We start from the raw sequence: 17147 nt of genomic DNA, 5'->3' as shown, positions 1-17147 counted from the left end.
GGCAGCATACGCCGCGAGGGTTCAACGCGGCGGGTTGATTGCCTTGCAGCGGTCGATGTCGCAGGCGGTGGGCAAGATGGAACGGTACTCGACCACGCTGCCCCAGCTCTTCGGATCGCGCAGCGCGCAGCGCTCGCCCTGGCCGTTGTCGTAATAGGACATGGTGTCCACGCAGCGCCGCGAATGCGCCATCAGGCCGAGGAAATGGCCCATCTCGTGGGACAGCACCATCTGGAGCGTCTGCTCGGCGGGGTGCTTGGGGTTGCGCTCGCGCAGCAGCGCGAAGAGGCTGGGTCCGATGGACAGGCTCCTGGCGGTGACGTTGGCCAACGCGAACTGGCCGCGGCTGCCGGTGTCGCTCCACAGGATCTGGATCGCGTCGTCCGATGGCACCTGGCCGCGCGGCACGGCGATCACCTCCAGCTTCAGGCCGCAGGCGGACCAGGCGTGCGCGGACTGGCGCACCAGGGTCAGGACTTGCGCTTCGGTGAACCACGGCGGCGCGGCCTCGTGGCGGTAGGCGAAACGCAGCACGCGCGAGGCCGCCGGGCGGTCGCGGCCGTCGCCCCAGGTGCGGATCTCGCCGGGCAGGCATTGGGCGATCTCCTGGTCGCGCACCGAGGCCAGCGCGGGTTTGCTCTTGTCGGGCGGCACGAGCTGGGCGCTGGCGCCGGTGGGGACGAGCAGCAACAGCAGCGCGGCCAGCACGACAAAGCCGATGAAAGCGCCGATCGCGCGATGGACCGCCTTCATCGGGCGCGGGCACCGCGCCATCACGCGGCCTTCAGCACGCCGCGCAGGCGCGGCCACAGCAGGTTGACGGCCAGGCCGCTCATGACCATCGCGGCGGCCACCAGCTTCCAGGCGGGCAGGCCCTCGCCGAGCAGCAAGGCTGAGCAGCTCATGCCGAAGACGGGGACCAGCAGCGCCATCGGGACGATGGTCGCGGCCGGGTGGCGCGACAGCAGCCAGCTCCACGCACCGTAGCCGAAGATCGTGTTCCCCGCCGACTGCCAGAGCACGGCGGCCCAGGCGCCCGGGCCCGCGTGGCGCAGGGCGTCGCCCATCTGCTGGGGGCCCTCGACGACCAGCGAGAGCGCGAACAGCGGCGGGGCGGCGAAGACGCTGCTCCAGACGACGTAGGCCAGCATGTTCACCGCGCCGGCGCGCTTGCCGACGATGTTGCCGCTGGACCAGCTGAAGGCGGCGACCAGGACCATCGCCAGGCCCAGGACCGTGGTCGATCCGTCCGCGTGCGACGCGATGATGCCGATGCCGCCCGCGGCCATCGCCAGCGCCAGCCACTGGAAGCCCTGCACGCGTTCGCCGCTCATGCGCATGGCCAGCAGCAGCGTGAAGAAGACCTGCGTCTGGATCACGAGCGAGGCGAGGCCGGGAGAGATCTCGGAGCGCATCGCCAGGTAGAGCAGGCCGAACTGGCCGACGCCGACGAAGCCGCCGTAGGCCGCGAGGTTGCGCCAGCCGATCTTGGGTTTGGGGAGCAGGAAGATGGCCGGGATCGCGGCGAAGGTGAAGCGCAGCGCGGCGAAGAGCAGCGGCGGGAAGGCGTTCAGGCCCCAGCGGATGACGACGAAGTTGCTGCCCCAGATGGCCACGACGGACAGCGCGAGCAGGAAGTGGCGGAGCGGGAGCGTCATGGCGGCGGGGGCGGATGCGAGGGGATCGCCGACTATGCCAGCGGGGCGCGGCCAGCGCCCCGTACAGGGAGATGCGAGGGCGACCGGTACAGCGAGGCAGAAGGCCCTCTCCCAGCCCTCTCCCGCAAGCGGGCGAGGGAGCCACGTGCCACCGAGCCCCCTACCCCTTCGGCCTCAAATGCCCCAACGGCAACGCCCCTCCCGCCTTCACTTCCCCGAGCGAGAAGCTCGTATGGATGTCCTTCACATTCGGAAGATTCAGCAACGTATCGATCGAGAACCGGCTGAACGCATCCAGATCCGTCGCCATCACCTCCAGCTCGAAGGTCCCTGCCCCGCTGATGTAGTGACACGCGATCACCTCGGGCAATTGCCGGATCGCCTCCTCCAGCTCCTTCGTCGCCGACCCGTTGTTCCGATCCGCATCCACCCGCACGAAGGCCAGCACCCCCAGCCCCAAGCGCCGCCGATCGATCTCCGCCCGATAACCCGTGATGAACCCCTGCTCCTCCAGCCACCTGACCCGCCGCCACGTCGGCGCCGGCGACAGCCCGATGCGCGCCGCCAGCTCCGCATTCGACAGCCGCGCCTCGCGCTGCAGCTCCGCCAGGATGGCCACGTGGTACCGGTCCAGCTCGCCCCCCGCCGGGCCGCCCTCGTCCGCCTCCTCGACCGGCGGCGATCCCGCCGGTCGCCTCATGGTTTTCCCTGAAGCCACATTTTTCGATGCCATTTCGTCTCCGTGTCGATGTTCTGGGAAAGATTCTTGCTCAAACGACATCCGCCGGGGCAGAACAAGCAAGCACTCGCCCGGGCTTGTTTCCTACACTGGACTCACGGCGCCATACTCGACGCGTCGGCAGCAAAGGCACACGGCCCCGTCACAAGCGGGGACCGAGGTCAGCCACCCATCTGGAGACTCCCCGCATGAACGCCCCCCTGCCCGAACACATCCTGCGTGCGCTAGAGAAGGTCACGCTGGACGACAAGTACGCCCTCGACGAAGGCCGCGCCTTCATGAGCGGCGTCCAGGCGCTGGTCCGCCTGCCCATGCTGCAGCGCACCCGCGACGCCATCGCCGGGCTCAACACGGCGGGCTTCATCTCCGGCTACCGCGGCTCCCCGCTGGGCGGCTACGACCAGGCGCTGATGGCCGCCAAGAAGCACCTGGCCAAGCAGAACATCGTCTTCCAGCCCGGCGTGAACGAGGAACTCGGCGCCACCGCCGTCTGGGGTACGCAGCAACTGGACCTGTTCCCGGAGAAGAACAAGTTCGACGGCGTCTTTGGCATGTGGTACGGCAAGGGACCGGGCGTGGACCGTTCCATCGACGTGTTCAAGCACGCCAACATGGCCGGCACGTCCAAGCACGGCGGCGTCATCGCCATCGCGGCCGACGACCACATCGCCAAGAGCTCCACCGCCGCGCACCAGAGCGACCACGTCTTCAAGGCGGTCGGCTTCCCGGTCTTCTTCCCCAGCAGCGTCCAGGAGATCCTGGACATGGGCCTGCACGCCTTCGCGATGAGCCGCTTCTCCGGCCTGTGGTCCGGCATGAAGACCATCCAGGAGATCGTCGAGTCCTCGAGCAGCGTCAGCGTCGACCCGGACCGCGTCCAGATCCTCATGCCCGAGGACTTCGAGATGCCCCCGGGCGGCCTGCACATCCGCTGGCCCGATCCGCCGCTGGATCAGGAAGCCCGGATGATGGACTTCAAGTGGTACGCCGCGCTGGCCTACGTCCGCGCCAACAAGCTGAACCACAACGTCATCTCCACGCCGAACGACCGCATCGGCCTGATCGCCTCCGGCAAGGCCTGGAACGACACGCGCCAGGCGCTGCACGACCTGGGACTGGACGACGACGCCTGCCGCCGCCTGGGTATCCGGCTGCACAAGGTCAACGTGGTGTGGCCGCTGGAAGCGACCATCACCCGCGACTTCGCCCAGGGCCTGCAGGAGATCCTCGTCATCGAGGAGAAGCGCCAGATGATCGAGTACCAGCTCAAGGAAGAGCTGTACAACTGGCGTCCCGACGTGCGTCCCAACGTGCTGGGCAAGTTCGACGAGACCGAAGGCGACCAGAGCGGCGGCGAATGGTCGCGCCCGAATCCCAGCACCAACTGGCTGCTGCGCCCGCAGGCCGACCTGACGCCGGCCATCATCGCCCGCGCCATCGCCAAGCGGCTCAGGAAGCTGGGCGTGGACGCGGACACCGCGGCGCGGCTGGAAGCGCGCGTGGCGCTGATCGACGCCAAGGAGCAGTCGCTCAAGTCGGAAGAGAAGACCGCCGGCGGCGCGGACCGCACGCCGTGGTTCTGCTCCGGCTGCCCGCACAACACCAGCACCCGCGTGCCTGACGGCTCGCGCGCGGTGGGCGGCATCGGCTGCCATTACATGGTGACCTGGATGCCGGGCCGCAACACGGCCACCTTCACGCAGATGGGCGGCGAGGGCGTGCCCTGGGTCGGTCAGGCCCCGTTCACCACCGAGCAGCACATCTTCAGCAACCTCGGCGACGGCACCTACTTCCACAGCGGCATCCTCGCGATCCGCCAGTCCATCGCCTCGGGCGTCAACATCACCTACAAAGTGCTCTACAACGACGCGGTCGCGATGACCGGCGGTCAGCAGGTCGGCGAGCGCCCCGAGGGCCACAGCGTCACGCAGATCATGAACAGCCTGATCAGCGAAGGCGTGGCCAAGCTGATCATCGTCACCGACGAGCCCGAGAAGTACGACGGCAAGCCGCTGGCGGCCGGCGTCACCGTGCATCACCGCGACGAGCTGGACGCGCTGCAGCGCCAGTTCCGCGAGATTGCCGGCACCACGGTCATCATCTACGACCAGACCTGCGCGACCGAGAAGCGCCGCCGCCGCAAGCGCGGCAAGATGGTCGATCCGGCCAAGCGCACCGTCATCAACGAGCTGGTCTGCGAAGGCTGCGGCGACTGCTCGGTGCAGTCCAACTGCCTGTCGGTCGAACCGCTGGAGACCGACTTCGGCCGCAAGCGCCAGATCAACCAGAACACCTGCAACAAGGACTTCAGCTGCGTGAAGGGCTTCTGCCCGAGCTTCGTCACCATCGAGGGCGGCGAGCTGCGCAAGCCCAAGAAGGACAAGCGTGTCAGCCCCTTCGACGCCTCGCTCCCCGCGATCCCGCAGCCGTCCATCCCCAACGCGATCGACGCCTGGGGCATCGTGGTGGCGGGCGTGGGCGGCACCGGCGTGATCACCATCGGCCAGCTGCTGGGCATGGCCGCGCACCTGGAGGGCAAGGGGATCATCACGCAGGACGCCGCAGGCCTGGCGCAGAAGGGCGGCGCGACCTGGAGCCACATCCAGATCGCCAACAGCCCCGACGCGATCTACTGCACCAAGGTCGGCACCGCCGAGGCGGATCTGGTCATCGCTTGCGATTCCATCGTCGCCGCCAACAAGACGACGCTGGCCGTGATGCGCGAGGGCCGCAGCTATGTCGCGCTGAACACGCATGGCTCCCCCACAGCGACCCTGGTCAACAACGCCGACTGGTCCTTCCCGGGCCACGCCTGCGAGGCCGCGATCGCCAAGGCCGTCGGCACCGACCACGTGGGCATGTTCGATGCGGAAGAAGTCGCGGTGAAGCTGGTGGGCGACTCGCTGTACACCAACCCGCTGATGCTGGGCTTCGCCTGGCAGAAGGGCCGCGTCCCGCTGAGCCACGCCGCGCTGATGCGCGCCATCGAGCTCAACGGCGTGCAGGTGGACAACAACAAGGCCGCCTTCGAATGGGGTCGTCGTTGCGCGCATGACCTGGCGGCGGTGAAGTCGCTGTTCGCGGCTCAGCAGGTGATCAACTTCGTCAAGCGCCAGGGCGTGGACGAGCTGATCGCCAAGCGGGTGGACTTCCTCACCGGCTACCAGAACGCCGCCTACGCCGAGCAGTACCGCTCGTTTGTCGAGAAGGTCCGCGCCTCGGAAGCCTCGCTGAACAGCACGCGCCTGACCGAGGCGGTCGCGCGCTATCTGTTCAAGCTGATGGCCTACAAGGACGAGTACGAGGTCGCACGCCTGCACACCGATCCGAAGTTCCTGGACGGCATCAAGGCCCAGTTCGAGGGCGACTTCAAGGTCGTGCATCACCTGGCCCCGCCGATGCTGGCCAAGACCAACGACAAGGGCGAGGCGCAGAAGCGGCCCTTTGGCGCCTGGATCCGTCCGGCGATGGGTCTGCTGGCCAAGATGAAGGGCCTGCGCGGCACGGCCTTCGACCCCTTCGGCCGGACCGAGGAACGCAAGATGGAGCGCCAGCTCATCGTCGACTACCGCGCGACCATCGAAGCGGTGCTGGCCAAGGGCTTGAGCGCTGATCGCCTGCCGGTGGCCGTCGATCTGGCGCGCATCCCCGAGGAGATCCGCGGCTACGGCCACGTGAAGGAGCGAAATGTGAAGGCGGCCCGCCTGAAGTGGGACCAGCTGAGCAAGCGCTGGGCTGAAGCGGCGTAAGCCGCGTACGCCGCACGGCGAGTCGCCGACTTCGCGGCCCGCGCACGGCCCGTTCCGGAACTCCGGGCGGGCCGATTCTCATGGGGTCAAGGCGCCAATGGGCGAGCGGTTCCGCCCTCCGGGCGTGGGCGGCGGCGAACTCAGCGGCTGGCCGTCGGCGCCCGAAGAAAAGTCGTCGTTGGACTGAAGCTCTCTTGCGCCTCGGTCGGGCGCCAGTGGGGCCGAAGGCCATCCTGGTTGTCGACCACGGTCATGCCGCCAAGAGGATCGACGTCGAGCACGAAATAGACGTGATCGATGCCGGGCTGACGTTCATCTCCACAAGTCGTTCCGACGTCCCCCGCGCGTTGTTGCCCGACCGGGACCCGCTCCCAACCACGCTCCAGCAGCTGACGAACGAGGCGCAGCGCATACACCTCGTTGCCGACGTCGATGCCGCATCGTTTGAGGAGAACCGATAGCGTGCTCGCACACCCGTTCTTCGGATAAGGATCCTGGTCCGGATCGTGAAGCTCCTGCAGCCGGCTCGCCTCCTTCCAAACATCGAGTCGCCAGCGGGGCTCATGGCGGATCCGGAAGAGCAAACCACGGATGGCCCCGGCGTCGTCCGCGCCCGAGGCGACCGTGGCGTCGGCAGCGGCGCTCGCCGCACCGGGCACCAGATAGGCGGTGTCGCGAATCATGCGCCCACCGCCGGCGCGCGATAGAAGCGGGTCGTCGGCGTCTTGCCGCCCTGGCCGCTGGCCCAGCGGAAGTGCGGGTGGGCGGCCTGGTTGTCGACGACAACCATCTCGTCCTCGTTGACCGCGCGGATCACGAGGTAGACGTGGTCCTCGCCGTGATGCGGCGACTCGCGGCAGGTGCTGCCGACATCGCCGCCCCGCTGCGAGCCCACGGGCACCTCGATCCATCCGCGGCCGACCAGGTACGGCGCCACCTCGATGGCCCAGTACAGGTCCGGCATGTCGAAGCCCGCTCCTTGCATCAGCACGGACAGCGTGATGGCGCAGCCGTCGGCGGGATAGCGCTCGCCAGCGTTGTTCAACAGCTTGCGAGCAGCGAGCTCCTGCGCGGCGCGCAGCTCCATGGCGGAGGTTGCATGCGAGAGCAGCATCGCGATGCGATCCGCATCGGGCCGCGGCGGCAGGGGTGAATGGGCGTCGTCCGATGCCGTCGATGCGGACGCGGTTTCAGCGGGGAGCGGATGAAGCGGGGAAGGGTCGTGATCCATGAGGCCTCTGATGAACGCGTTGACATGGACCGGGCCTCGTGACGAGGCCCGGCGCGTTCGTGAGTGGTGATCAGGGACCGTGGATCCGGTTCGCAGCGCCTCTCCGCACCGCGGTGAGGCGAGCGCCGCGCGCGATCAGCGCTTCTTGTCGCCCGACTTGGGTTCCGCCTTGTCTGCGGCCTTGTCTGCGGCCTTGTCTGCGGCCTTGTCTGCGGCCTTGTCTGCGGTCTTCTTGGCGGCCTTGACCGGCTTGATGCGGGCGACGGCCTTGGCCGCCTTGTCGAGCGCCTGCGCCTGACGCGGCCGCAGATAGCCGAGCGAGAAGCCCGCCTGCGCGGCGGCCGGCACGTCGCCGCGCGCCATCGCCATCGCGAGCTGCTCGCGCGCCTGCGCAAGGCCCACCTCCAGATCGTTCAGCGCGCCCAGCTTCTGCTGGGCCTCATGCACCTGCGCCAGCAGTCGACCGCGGCCTTCGAGTTCCTTCTTCGACAGACGCGCCCCAGCACCGCCGCCGGGCAGCGCGATCGCGAGCTCCAGCGCGAGGCGGATCTTGCGCAGGCGGCGCCGCAGATGATGGCGGCCCTCGCTGTCCAGCCGGCCGAAGCGCTTGATCTGCTGGTCGGCCGCGGCGCGCCATTCGTCAATGCGCGCGTGGACGCCCGAGAGTTCCTCCTGCTGCTCCGGGGCGGGACGCGCCAGCCAGCCGATGATGGCGAGCATCCATCCCTGCACGTCCTTGTCGCGCAGCAGCGCGGCGACGTCGACCGGACGAGTCGGCTCCGACTCGGTCGAGGCGGAAGGACGCTCCGCCTGCCAGGCCGCGAGCATCCCCACGCGCCAGGACGCTTCGGCCTGCGCGTCCGCATCACGCGCGGCGGTCAGCACCTGCGACAGCGATCCCGCGCCATCGGCGAGCGCCTGCAGGCCCGCGTCGCCGTCCTCGATCAACAGGCGCAGGCCGGCGCGCAGGCGGCGCAGCGCGACCCGCAGCTGATGCAGATGCTCCGGCTGATGCCGCCCGCTCACGATCTGAGAGGCGTTGCCGACGATGGGTTCGAGCGACGCACCCAGCAGCACATACAGCGCGTCGTCGCGGCTCATGTCGCCGGACCAGTGGATGGGGGACGACGCGGACACCCGCGCGCAATCGAGGTTGCGGGCGAGCAGATCGCCGCGCAGCGCCTTGGTGCGCAGCTCCAGCGTGAGGCCGAATTTCTCCACCGCCCACTGCCGCGCGACTTCGAGCACCGCGCGGGCCTGGCCGCTCTTGAGCTCGATCTCGAGCTCGGACACCGGCGTGGAGCGCAGCGAGTCGCCCTCGCCGGCGAGCAGGGCGCCGTGATCCAGCGCGAGCTCGACCGTGCCGAACTGCGTGCGCACCGAGCGCGTGAGGCGCTGGATGTCGGTGCGGAACAGCGGCTGCAAGGCGTTTTCGGGCAGCTCGGCGAGCAACTGCTGCAGCGCCTGTCCGGCGGGATGGTCGGCGTGACGCGAGACGTCGAGCGCGGGCTCGTCCGCGCCGAGGGGCACGTTGTGTTCGAGCCGGGTCATCCCGTCGGGCGCGGCGCCCTTGAGCGTCTGCACCCAGACCTCGCCCTCGCGGCGCAGGCGCAGCGCGAAGCCCGCCTGCGCGAGGTCGCGATCGACGGTGTCGAAGTAGGAGGCCTGCAGCCGCTCCTGCGCCGTGGCGGAGCGGGCATCCCCAGCAACCCAGCGCCGCACGGCAGGCCATTGCGACTCGGGGATCTGGAAGCGGAGCTCGATTTCATTCATCGGAGGAGTGTCGCATGGGGGTCGGCGCCATCCCCTACCGGATCCCCTGCCCGATCGAACCACAACTCCACCGCACCGGCTCGCACGCGCAGCACGGCGAAGCCATCGCCCGGATGGTCGTCCCAGGCGCTCACCACGCAGCGCAGCCGCCGCCCGTCCGGGCCGTCGAACTCGAAGGCCTCCGGCGCCGCGAACTCTTCCTTCGCCGTGATCGCGAACGGCCACGGCGCGTACAGCGCCGAGCTGTGCACCGAGTGAATCCGCACCGGATCGCCGCCGGCTTCGCCATCAGACCCGCCGTCGACCGCCGAGATCTGCGCGCTCACCCAACCCGAGCGATGTTCGTCCCCCGAGAGGAACACCAGCCCCGAGGCCCGCGCGCGCCAGACTTCGCCGAGCAGTTCGTGCAGGCTGTGCGGATAGCCGTCCCAGGCATCCGAACGCAGGCTGCTGGCCGGATGCTCCGCCGTCGCGCGGCGTCGCGGCAGCGGCAGCGAACCGCTCATCATGAAGCGCGGCCGACCCGCGCTGCGCGCCAGCCAGGCGACGAAGGCATCGCGCTGCACCGCCGTCCACATGCGCGCCGTCGACCAGTTGGCGACGCGTCGCGCCTCGCGCTCGCAGCGCGCATCCGCGATGAAGAACGAGGCCCCGCGCCACTCGAAGTCGTGCCACAAGGCCTCCGGTCCGCCGGCCCGCGCCCCCGCCTCCCAGCGGTGATCCCAGGCCGCCTGCCGCGCCACGCTGAACCAGGGCCCGAGGTCGTCGCTCGCGCCCGGCTCCCAGTTGTCGACGATCTCGTGATCGTCGATGCCGTGCACCACGCGTGCCACCGTCTGCGGCAGCAGTCGCGCCGGTCCGGCCTTGAACTCGTTGTAGCTGCGGGCATAGCGCTCGACACCGCTGCGCGAGTCCGCCAGCCCGCCGCTCGCGTCCGCATAGATCTGATCGCCCGCGAACAGCACCAGCGAACAGCGCCGCCCGAGCGCCGTCGAGCGCGCGAAGCGATGCAGGCGCGCCAACGCCGCCAGCGCCGGCCCGGCCTGCGTCGGATCCAGCTCGCAGCCGGGGCTCACGTCCAGGATGCCTGGCGGGTACTGGCAGGCGGCGACGACGAAGCAGACGCCGTCGGACTCGCCGGCCGACTCGCCCTTCACTTCGCTTATCGCCGCGGCCTGCGCGTCGACCTCGCCCGGCGACGGCACGAAGCCATGCGCCCAGCGATGCGGCGGCAACTCGAACAGCTCGTCCAACGCCCACGCCACCTGCTGATTCAACTCGGCCGCGGAGAGCTCATGCATCACGCCGTGCCGCTCGCCTTCCATCACCACCGCGCGCGGCTCCAGGTAGAGACCGAGCAGCAGCAGGCCGTTCATCTCGATGTCGACCTCACCCCCTGCGTCGTTCTCCACCTCGCCGCTCGCAACGCCGCCGACGTCGGTGGCGGATTCGACGCTTGTGTCGACGCGCGGAACACGGGCCGCACGCGGCGGGAACTGCGCCACATCGAGCGAGAACCGCCAGGGTTCGCCCGGCTGCCCCACCGACGGCGGCACGAAGGGTTCGACCTGCCAGTCCAGCCCCTGCAGGCGCTCATAGCGCGACTCGCCCAGCCACCGCATCGGCACGCGCAGCAGCCAATGCGGCCAACCGAGCTCGGGTCGCAGCGCGCTCAGCAGCGGCACGCGATCGCCCTGCGGCGGCGCATGCTCGACGCGATGTCGAGGCGCCTCGGCGCAAAGCAGCAACTCCTGATCCGCCGGCGGCGGCATCGGTGACGCCAGCGCCCGCAGCGTCGTGGCCACCATCGGCGCGGTGATCGTGGTCATGCGGCCTCTCCTTGCCGCGCGCCGCGGCGTTCATCGTGCCCGTCGGCCAGGAAGTCCAGCACGTAAGGGAACACCTTGCTCTCGATGTCGCGGCCAATCAGACAATCCTGATGGCCGTGGCCGGCGATCACGCGATAGTGATAGCGGCCCTTGGCGGCCTGCGCGTAATGGTCGGCGAGCAGCTCGGCGCTGTCGGCGCTGCACAGGCCGTTCTCCTCGCCGTGCAGCGACAGCACCGGGAAGGACTTCAGCAGCGCCAGGCTCTTGGCCAGGCTGTCCAGATAAACGCTCGCGCCCTGCCAGTCGGTGATCTCGTGGCAGCGCGCGAAGTGCACCGCCTGCGCCACCGTGTCCATGTTCAGCGGACCGAAGTGGTCGTCGATGAAATCGAAGACCGGCTGGTCGACGTTGGTGATCGCGAAGTCCCGCCCGTAGAGCAGGTCCATGCGATGCCGCGTCGCGGTCCACGGCGTGCGCTTCATCTTCCAGATCGGCCAGGGCGGCGGATTCTCGATGTCGAACTCCGCCTCGGGATACGGCAGGCTGGCCAGCAGCCGATCCATCAGCTGGTCGAGCAAGGTCGGCATGCCCTCGGGCCGGAACGCGAAGTCCTGCAAGGGCAGATAGGGTCGCAGGTACTGCATCAGCACGCCGCGCAGGCTGTTGGTCGGCGACATCACCATCAGCGGCGTCACCTGCGAGATCACCAGCTTGGAGATCTTCCCCATCAGCCCGCGACGCAGCGGGTAGAAGCGCTCCCAGGACTGCTCGCGCGGTTCCAGCAAGGCCATGTGCAGCATCACCGAGCCCATGCAGTGCGCGAAGACATGCAGCCGCTCGCGGCCGGTCTCGCGCAGCACGCGGTCGACGGCCAGCGGAATGTCGTTGAAGGCGGCCTCCTCGAAGGTCCAGGGCAGCTTGGCGGTCGGCAACCCGGCGCTGGTGCGCATGTCCACGATCCAGACGTCGTAGCCCTGGTCCCAGAGCAGCTTGGCCGGCCCCGGCTGCACCGAGTGGTGCGCGAAGGTCGTGCCGCTGGCGCTGTAGCCGTGAATGAACAGCACCGGCGTGCCGCCCGAACGCGCGTAGCGGGTCAGGCGCACGATCACCGGCCGGTCGTCGTCCTCGCGGGGGCGGCGATCCAGGTCTTGCCGCTGCGCGCCGGCATCGCCCCAGCGGCCCGTGGCCATCTCCAGGATGGTCGGCTCCGGCAGGCCCGGCACGCTGCCGGGCAGGCGGTCGATGCGGCGCGGCGGCGGCGTGTCGGGCTTGCGGAAGGTCCAGACATGCAGGCCGATCGTCATGCGTGCGACGTAGGCCATCAGCGCGCCGACATCGCGCACGCCGGACGGAATGTCCCGGGCCTTGCGGATGCGCAGCAGCGGCATGCGCTCGCGCGCGAGGTGATGCAGGTCCAGCTCAAGCCGGATCTCCTTCGCGCCCGGCGGCGGCGCCAGACCCGCGACCGGCGCCAGCGTCATGCGGCTGAGCTGCGACCACGGATTCCCGCGCCGGGTGTAGCTGATCCGCTTGTGGCCGCTCAGCGTCTGCCGCCGCAGACCGACGGCCCAGGGCGGGAGCTCGGCGCCCTCGTCGAGGCGGACGCTGTAGCGCATCAGCCGCGCCTCGCCCGCGTGACCCGACAGGTGCCAGGCGTTGACGATGCGCGCCCCCAGGCCCGACGACGGATCGCCCGGCGCCTTGGGCGCGCTGCGTCCCGCCGCCCAATCGACGACGCCCTGCCAGCTGTCGCGCACCCCGCGATTCATGAGCCAGGCCCACAGTCCGCGCGCGTGTCGGCGAAGGGAACTGGAGGCCTCGCGCTGGAAGATCGCCAGCTCGCCCGATGCGATGGGCACGGTGAAGAGCGCGTTGTCGTCGCCGCGCTCCAGGTGCGGCCACAGGCGGCCGTCGCCGGCACGCGGGCCGACGATCTCGAAGCGGCCGGGCCGGGTCTCGCGCGCCTCGAAGACGCGCAGCATGCTGCCCGGCGCCGCGACCAGCTTGCGCGCCGGGCCGGGCCGCAGCAGCTCGGTCACCGCCTTGGGCTGATAGACGAAGCACAGCTCCAGGTACTTCAGCGGCGAACCCTCCGCGCCGGGCCAGTGCACGAAGCCGCCCAGGCGCTCGCGCACTTCGATCTCGGTCGGTTGATCGGCCGGCGCCTGGTCGCGTGCGACCTCGCCGAATCGGGGACGCACGCGTTCGACGCGCGTCGGCGCGCGCTCGGCGCCGTCCAGGCCCCAGAGCGGGATCAGGCTATCCAGCGCGCGCTGCGCGAGCGCGCTGATCGTCAGCGCCGGGTTGATGCCCAACGAGGTCGGCACGATGGCGCCGTCCAGCACCACCAGGCCTTCGTGCACCGCGTCGCCCTCGCCCGCGAAGACCCGTCCGATCGCATCGACCACGCCGTCCGCGCCGATGTCACCCATCGAGCAGCCGCCCAGCGGATGCACGCTGATCATCGGCCCCCGCGCGCCGGACATCAGGAAAGCCATCTCCTGCGGCAGCAGCTGCCACATCGGGTTGCGCAGCAGCCGCGCGCCCAGCGGGCGAAGACGGCGTTCCAGCAGCTCATGCCGGCGCGCGACCGCGGGCTCATTGCGCAGTCCGGGCCACTCGACCTGCAGGCTGCCGGGCTCCTGGCAACCGTCCTTCAGCGTCAGGCGCCCGGTGCCGCTGTCGCGACCGATGACGGCCATCGGCAGATAGCGGTCGGTCACCGAGGGCCGCACGGCGAAGGGATCCTCGAAGTCCTCGCGCTCCTCGTGCGGGCCGGCGTTGGCGCGGCTCAGCGCGTCCAACGTGCCGGCCAGCGCGAAGCTCTCCTCGAACAGCGGCCGCAGCGCGCCGGGGATCGCCAGGTCCTGCACGACATGATCGCCGCCGGCCGAGAGCATCGCGGTGATGGTCGGTCCGACCTGCCGAGCGCCAGGCGCCTGGCGCTCGTCGGCGACGGCGTGCACCGCCTTGGGCAGCTCGTGGCCGACGGTGATGACGTCGCCGTTGGCGGAGAAGCCCTGGCCCAGCATCCGCGACAGCCTCAGCCCGCGCGCGCGCGAGCGCATCAGGATCTCGGTCGAGCCCAGGCTGCCCGCGGCCAGGATCACGCGCCGCGCGACGACCTCGAAGGCCTCGCCCTGCCGGTGGCGCAGCAGCTCGTCGGTGTGCTGCACCTGCACGCGCCAACCGGCACCGGGCAGCAGCTCCAGGCTTTCCACGCTCGCGCCGCAGACCAGCTCCGCGCCCTGCCGCCAGGCCTGCAGCAGCAGGCTGGTGTCCAGTGATTGCTTGGCCTCGTGGTTGCAGCCGGTCGCGCAGTCGCCGCAGGCAGCGCAGGTCTTGTGCGGCCACGCCGCCGCGCCGCGCGGCTGCTCGTCGAAGGCGACCTGGATGCGCACCGGGCGCGTGCGCGAGGCCTCGAGCCCGCGCAGCGCCTCCAGCCGCCGCGGCTTGTGGCCGCGCAGCCGCTCGATGGTGTTGTCGCCCGCCTCGTCGCGCACGCCCAGCTGGCGCTCGGCGCGCTCGAACCAGGGCGTGAGGTCCTCGTTCAGGAAGGCCTGCGGCCAGCCGGGCTCGCGGAACACCGCGGGATCGGGACGCTCCATCACGCCGGCGTTGATCAGCGATCCGCCGCCCAGGCCGTTGCCCAGCGCGACGCAGACATCGGGCCCGACGCGCAGGTCGAAGAGCCCTTCGCGCCGGCCCGAGGGCGCATCGCCACCGGCGGTGGCGAGCCGCACATGGCCGGCGAGCTCGGCGAAGCGGTCGGGGAAGGCGCCGGGCAGGTACTCGCGGCCGCGCTCCAGCACGACCACGCGTTGCGTCCGGCCCTCGGCGTCGAGCCTTCCGGCCAGCGCATGCGCGGCGGCCGCGCCGCCATAGCCGCTGCCGACGATCAGGACGTCGACGGCTTGCGGCCCCGGCGCGGGCGCGGCGAAGCGCTCGGCCATCCAGTCCTCCAGCGGACGGGACAGCCAACGCGTGCCGAAAGGCCGCGCGCCGCCGGGGTCGACCGGCGGCGCGGAGTCAGGGGACGAGGCGCGATCAGGCCGGGCTGGCGGCGCCTCCTCGAACGGACGTGACATCGGAACCCTCCCTGCGGTGCTCGGCCAGGGCGGCCTGCATCGCGTTGATCAGTTGCTCCTCCGTGACCGGCTTGTGCAGCAGGGTCAGGCCCGCCTGATGCGCGTCGCGCAGGCGTTCGGGCGCCGTGTCGCCGCTGATGAGCAGCGCCGGCAGGCCCGGGAAGGCGCTGCGCAGCGAGCGCACGGCGCTGATGCCGTCCTCGCCCCCGCGCAGCCGGAAGTCGGTCAGCAGCAGATCGGGCTGCTGACCCATGCTCTTGAGCAGGCCCTCGCGCGTCGAGCCGGCCACCAGCACCTGGCACCCGTGCGCGCTCAGCAGCGCATGCATCGCCACGCGCACCGGCTCCTCGTCGTCGATCACCAGCACCCGCACCGGCGGCAGCGACGGGCCGTGGCGCGTCGCGGTGTCGGGCTGCACCAGGCTCATGTCGGCGGCGGTCACGTTCAGCATGAAGCTGGACCCGTGGCCCGGCGCCGAGCGCAACGCCAGGTGCAGGTCCAGCAGATCCACCAGACGCGTCACGATGGACAGTCCCAGGCCGAGGCCCTTGGCGCGATCGCGCTCGGGATTCCCGACCTGATAGAACTCCTCGAAGATGCGCGCCTGTTCGTGCTCGGGGATGCCCATGCCGGTGTCACGCACCGACAGGCGCCAGACGTCCTCGTCCTGGCCGCGGCTGACCTCGACGGCCACCTCGCCGCGCTGCGTGTACTTGATCGCGTTGTCGATCAGGTTGCGCACCACCCGCTCCAGCAGCACCGGGTCGCTCTCGACGCAGGCCTCGGGCGGGCAGTCCAGCCGCAAGAGCAGCTGCTTGCGCAGGGCCACCGGCTGGAACTCGCGCTGCAGACGCGCCAGCCAGGGCTGGAGCGCGAAGACCTGGTTGTTCACCGGCACCACGTTGGCGTCCAGCTTGGAGATGTCCAGCAGCGCGTCCATCTGCGAGGACAGCGACTGCAGCGCCAAATTCATCTGCGTGACGATGACGCGGCCCTCCTCGTCCATCGGGCGCTTGTCCAGCGCGGCACCGAACAGCGACAGCGTGTGCATGGGCTGGCGCAGGTCGTGGCTGGCCGAGGCGAGGAAGCGCGTCTTGGCCGCCATGGCCGATTCCGCCTGCGACAGCGCCGCGCGCAGCTGCTGGTTGCTCTTGATCTGCTGCTGGCGGATCAGCACGGACTCGGCGAAGACGCGGTAGGTGTCGCGTGCCAGGCCGGTCAGGATCACGCCGAAGAACACGATCAGCGCGGCCAGCAGCGCGTCGAGCCAGCGGTAGTCGCCCGAGTCGTGGAACAGCCCCCAGGCCAGCGCATTGGCGATGGTCACGGGCCACAGGAAGACCTGGAACACGACCCGGTGCCCGGCCGTGGTCGCCACCGCGCCGGCGCACAGGCCCAGCAGCACGATGGTCTGGACCATGCGCTGGAAGTCGCTGAAATGGGGGGCGACGATCAGCGACAGGCTGAAGGTCACGCCGTTGACCAGGCTCAGGACCACCGCCCAGTTCAGGCGCTGGTCGAGCGGGCGCTGATGCATCTCCGGGAGCCGGCCCAGCACCGCCCAACGCGCGGCCAGGACGAGGTAAGCCAGCGCCAGCCAGCCGAAGGCGACCCAGCCCGACACCACGTTGGACGCCATCAGCGCCAGCGCGAAGGCCGCGATGCCCACCGGATAAGGCACGCGCCGGCCCTGCTTGCCGATCAGGCGCAGCAGCTCGAGGTCGACGCTCGCCTGCCCGGCGCTGCGTTCACCCGCCATGACCGGATGGGGCAGCCCCTGGCCGCTGCCACGAGTGGAAATGCATGCTTTTTGTAAACCTTGTATTGGGCCGGCAATATAGCTCGCCGGTCCCGATCACCCCAAGCGGTGCCGCTCGGGGCACGGGCTCACCCGGGCGGTAGGCACGCCGGGCGTGAACGCCCTCCAAAGACGGGGTCCCGCGCGGTCCCTCCCCGCGAACCCCAGAAAAAACTATGCCGACCACCGCCGCCCCGATGGGCTTTGGTAGGTCGGCATAGCACTCCTCCCCTTGATCACGACGCTGAGGTCCAGGCAGCGCGCGATCGGGGGCCAGTATGC

10 protein-coding genes are annotated in these 17147 nt (G+C 70.2%); 1 reads left to right on the top strand and 9 read right to left on the bottom strand.

Going from position 1 to position 17147, the window contains the following annotated elements; genetic code table 11:
- Positions 1 to 21 precede the first annotated feature (21 nt).
- The 3 genes from ABDW59_RS02945 to ABDW59_RS02935 form a co-directional block, all read right to left on the bottom strand.
- Positions 22 to 774 carry a hypothetical protein gene (locus tag ABDW59_RS02945; RefSeq protein WP_343627931.1) on the bottom strand — a complete coding sequence of 251 codons (753 nt, stop codon included), beginning with the start codon at positions 772 to 774 and terminating at the stop codon, positions 22 to 24.
- The gene (locus ABDW59_RS02940) at positions 774 to 1658 is read right to left on the bottom strand and encodes an EamA family transporter (RefSeq protein WP_343627930.1); all 885 of its coding nucleotides are present in this window, start codon (positions 1656 to 1658) and stop codon (positions 774 to 776) included. Before ABDW59_RS02940 ends, ABDW59_RS02945 begins: the two co-directional genes overlap by 1 nt.
- A gap of 160 nt (positions 1659 to 1818) precedes the next feature.
- Positions 1819 to 2391, bottom strand: coding sequence for an Lrp/AsnC family transcriptional regulator (locus tag ABDW59_RS02935; protein ID WP_343628005.1), 573 nt, complete (start codon positions 2389 to 2391; stop codon positions 1819 to 1821).
- Positions 2392 to 2585: 194 nt separating this feature from the next.
- Here ABDW59_RS02935 and ABDW59_RS02930 point away from each other — a divergent pair, with 194 nt between their 5' ends.
- The gene (locus ABDW59_RS02930) at positions 2586 to 6146 is read left to right on the top strand and encodes an indolepyruvate ferredoxin oxidoreductase family protein (RefSeq protein WP_343627928.1); all 3561 of its coding nucleotides are present in this window, start codon (positions 2586 to 2588) and stop codon (positions 6144 to 6146) included.
- A gap of 140 nt (positions 6147 to 6286) precedes the next feature.
- On the opposite strand, the gene ABDW59_RS02925 is transcribed toward ABDW59_RS02930, so the two are convergent.
- From ABDW59_RS02925 to ABDW59_RS02900, 6 genes are all read right to left on the bottom strand, one after another.
- Complete coding sequence (locus ABDW59_RS02925; RefSeq protein WP_343627926.1) at positions 6287 to 6829, bottom strand: hypothetical protein; 543 nt, start codon at positions 6827 to 6829, stop codon at positions 6287 to 6289.
- Positions 6826 to 7377: a hypothetical protein gene (locus ABDW59_RS02920; protein WP_343627924.1), complete on the bottom strand. Its 552-nt coding sequence runs from the start codon at positions 7375 to 7377 to the stop codon at positions 6826 to 6828. Before ABDW59_RS02920 ends, ABDW59_RS02925 begins: the two co-directional genes overlap by 4 nt.
- Positions 7378 to 7512: 135 nt before the next feature.
- On the bottom strand, positions 7513 to 9150 hold the full coding sequence (locus tag ABDW59_RS02915) for a CYTH domain-containing protein (RefSeq protein ID WP_343627923.1): 1638 nt from the start codon (positions 9148 to 9150) through the stop codon (positions 7513 to 7515).
- Complete coding sequence (locus ABDW59_RS02910) at positions 9147 to 10979, bottom strand: alkaline phosphatase D family protein (protein ID WP_343627922.1); 1833 nt, start codon at positions 10977 to 10979, stop codon at positions 9147 to 9149. Before ABDW59_RS02910 ends, ABDW59_RS02915 begins: the two co-directional genes overlap by 4 nt.
- The gene (locus ABDW59_RS02905; protein WP_343627920.1) at positions 10976 to 15067 is read right to left on the bottom strand and encodes an alpha/beta fold hydrolase; all 4092 of its coding nucleotides are present in this window, start codon (positions 15065 to 15067) and stop codon (positions 10976 to 10978) included. The genes ABDW59_RS02910 and ABDW59_RS02905 overlap by 4 nt, the downstream gene beginning before the upstream one ends.
- On the bottom strand, positions 15027 to 16826 hold the full coding sequence (locus ABDW59_RS02900) for a hybrid sensor histidine kinase/response regulator (RefSeq protein WP_343627919.1): 1800 nt from the start codon (positions 16824 to 16826) through the stop codon (positions 15027 to 15029). The genes ABDW59_RS02905 and ABDW59_RS02900 overlap by 41 nt, the downstream gene beginning before the upstream one ends.
- Between the last annotated feature and the right edge of the window lie 321 nt (positions 16827 to 17147).

The organism is Roseateles sp., assembly GCF_039595295.1.
Taxonomy (GTDB): Bacteria; Pseudomonadota; Gammaproteobacteria; order Burkholderiales; family Burkholderiaceae_C; genus Roseateles.
The sequence above is the reverse complement of the archived record's forward strand: the minus strand, read 5'-3'. Positions and strand labels throughout refer to the sequence as shown.

Excerpts from the sequence above, each read along its gene's own strand:
- ABDW59_RS02945 (WP_343627931.1), bottom strand. The coding sequence starts at position 774 with ATGGCGCGGTGCCCGCGCCCGATGAAGGCGGTCCATCGCGCGATCGGC.
- ABDW59_RS02940 (WP_343627930.1), bottom strand. The coding sequence starts at position 1,658 with ATGACGCTCCCGCTCCGCCACTTCCTGCTCGCGCTGTCCGTCGTGGCC.
- ABDW59_RS02935 (WP_343628005.1), bottom strand. The coding sequence starts at position 2,391 with ATGGCATCGAAAAATGTGGCTTCAGGGAAAACCATGAGGCGACCGGCG.
- ABDW59_RS02930 (WP_343627928.1), top strand. The coding sequence starts at position 2,586 with ATGAACGCCCCCCTGCCCGAACACATCCTGCGTGCGCTAGAGAAGGTC.
- ABDW59_RS02925 (WP_343627926.1), bottom strand. The coding sequence starts at position 6,829 with ATGATTCGCGACACCGCCTATCTGGTGCCCGGTGCGGCGAGCGCCGCT.
- ABDW59_RS02920 (WP_343627924.1), bottom strand. The coding sequence starts at position 7,377 with ATGGATCACGACCCTTCCCCGCTTCATCCGCTCCCCGCTGAAACCGCG.
- ABDW59_RS02915 (WP_343627923.1), bottom strand. The coding sequence starts at position 9,150 with ATGAATGAAATCGAGCTCCGCTTCCAGATCCCCGAGTCGCAATGGCCT.
- ABDW59_RS02910 (WP_343627922.1), bottom strand. The coding sequence starts at position 10,979 with ATGACCACGATCACCGCGCCGATGGTGGCCACGACGCTGCGGGCGCTG.
- ABDW59_RS02905 (WP_343627920.1), bottom strand. The coding sequence starts at position 15,067 with ATGTCACGTCCGTTCGAGGAGGCGCCGCCAGCCCGGCCTGATCGCGCC.
- ABDW59_RS02900 (WP_343627919.1), bottom strand. The coding sequence starts at position 16,826 with ATGGCGGGTGAACGCAGCGCCGGGCAGGCGAGCGTCGACCTCGAGCTG.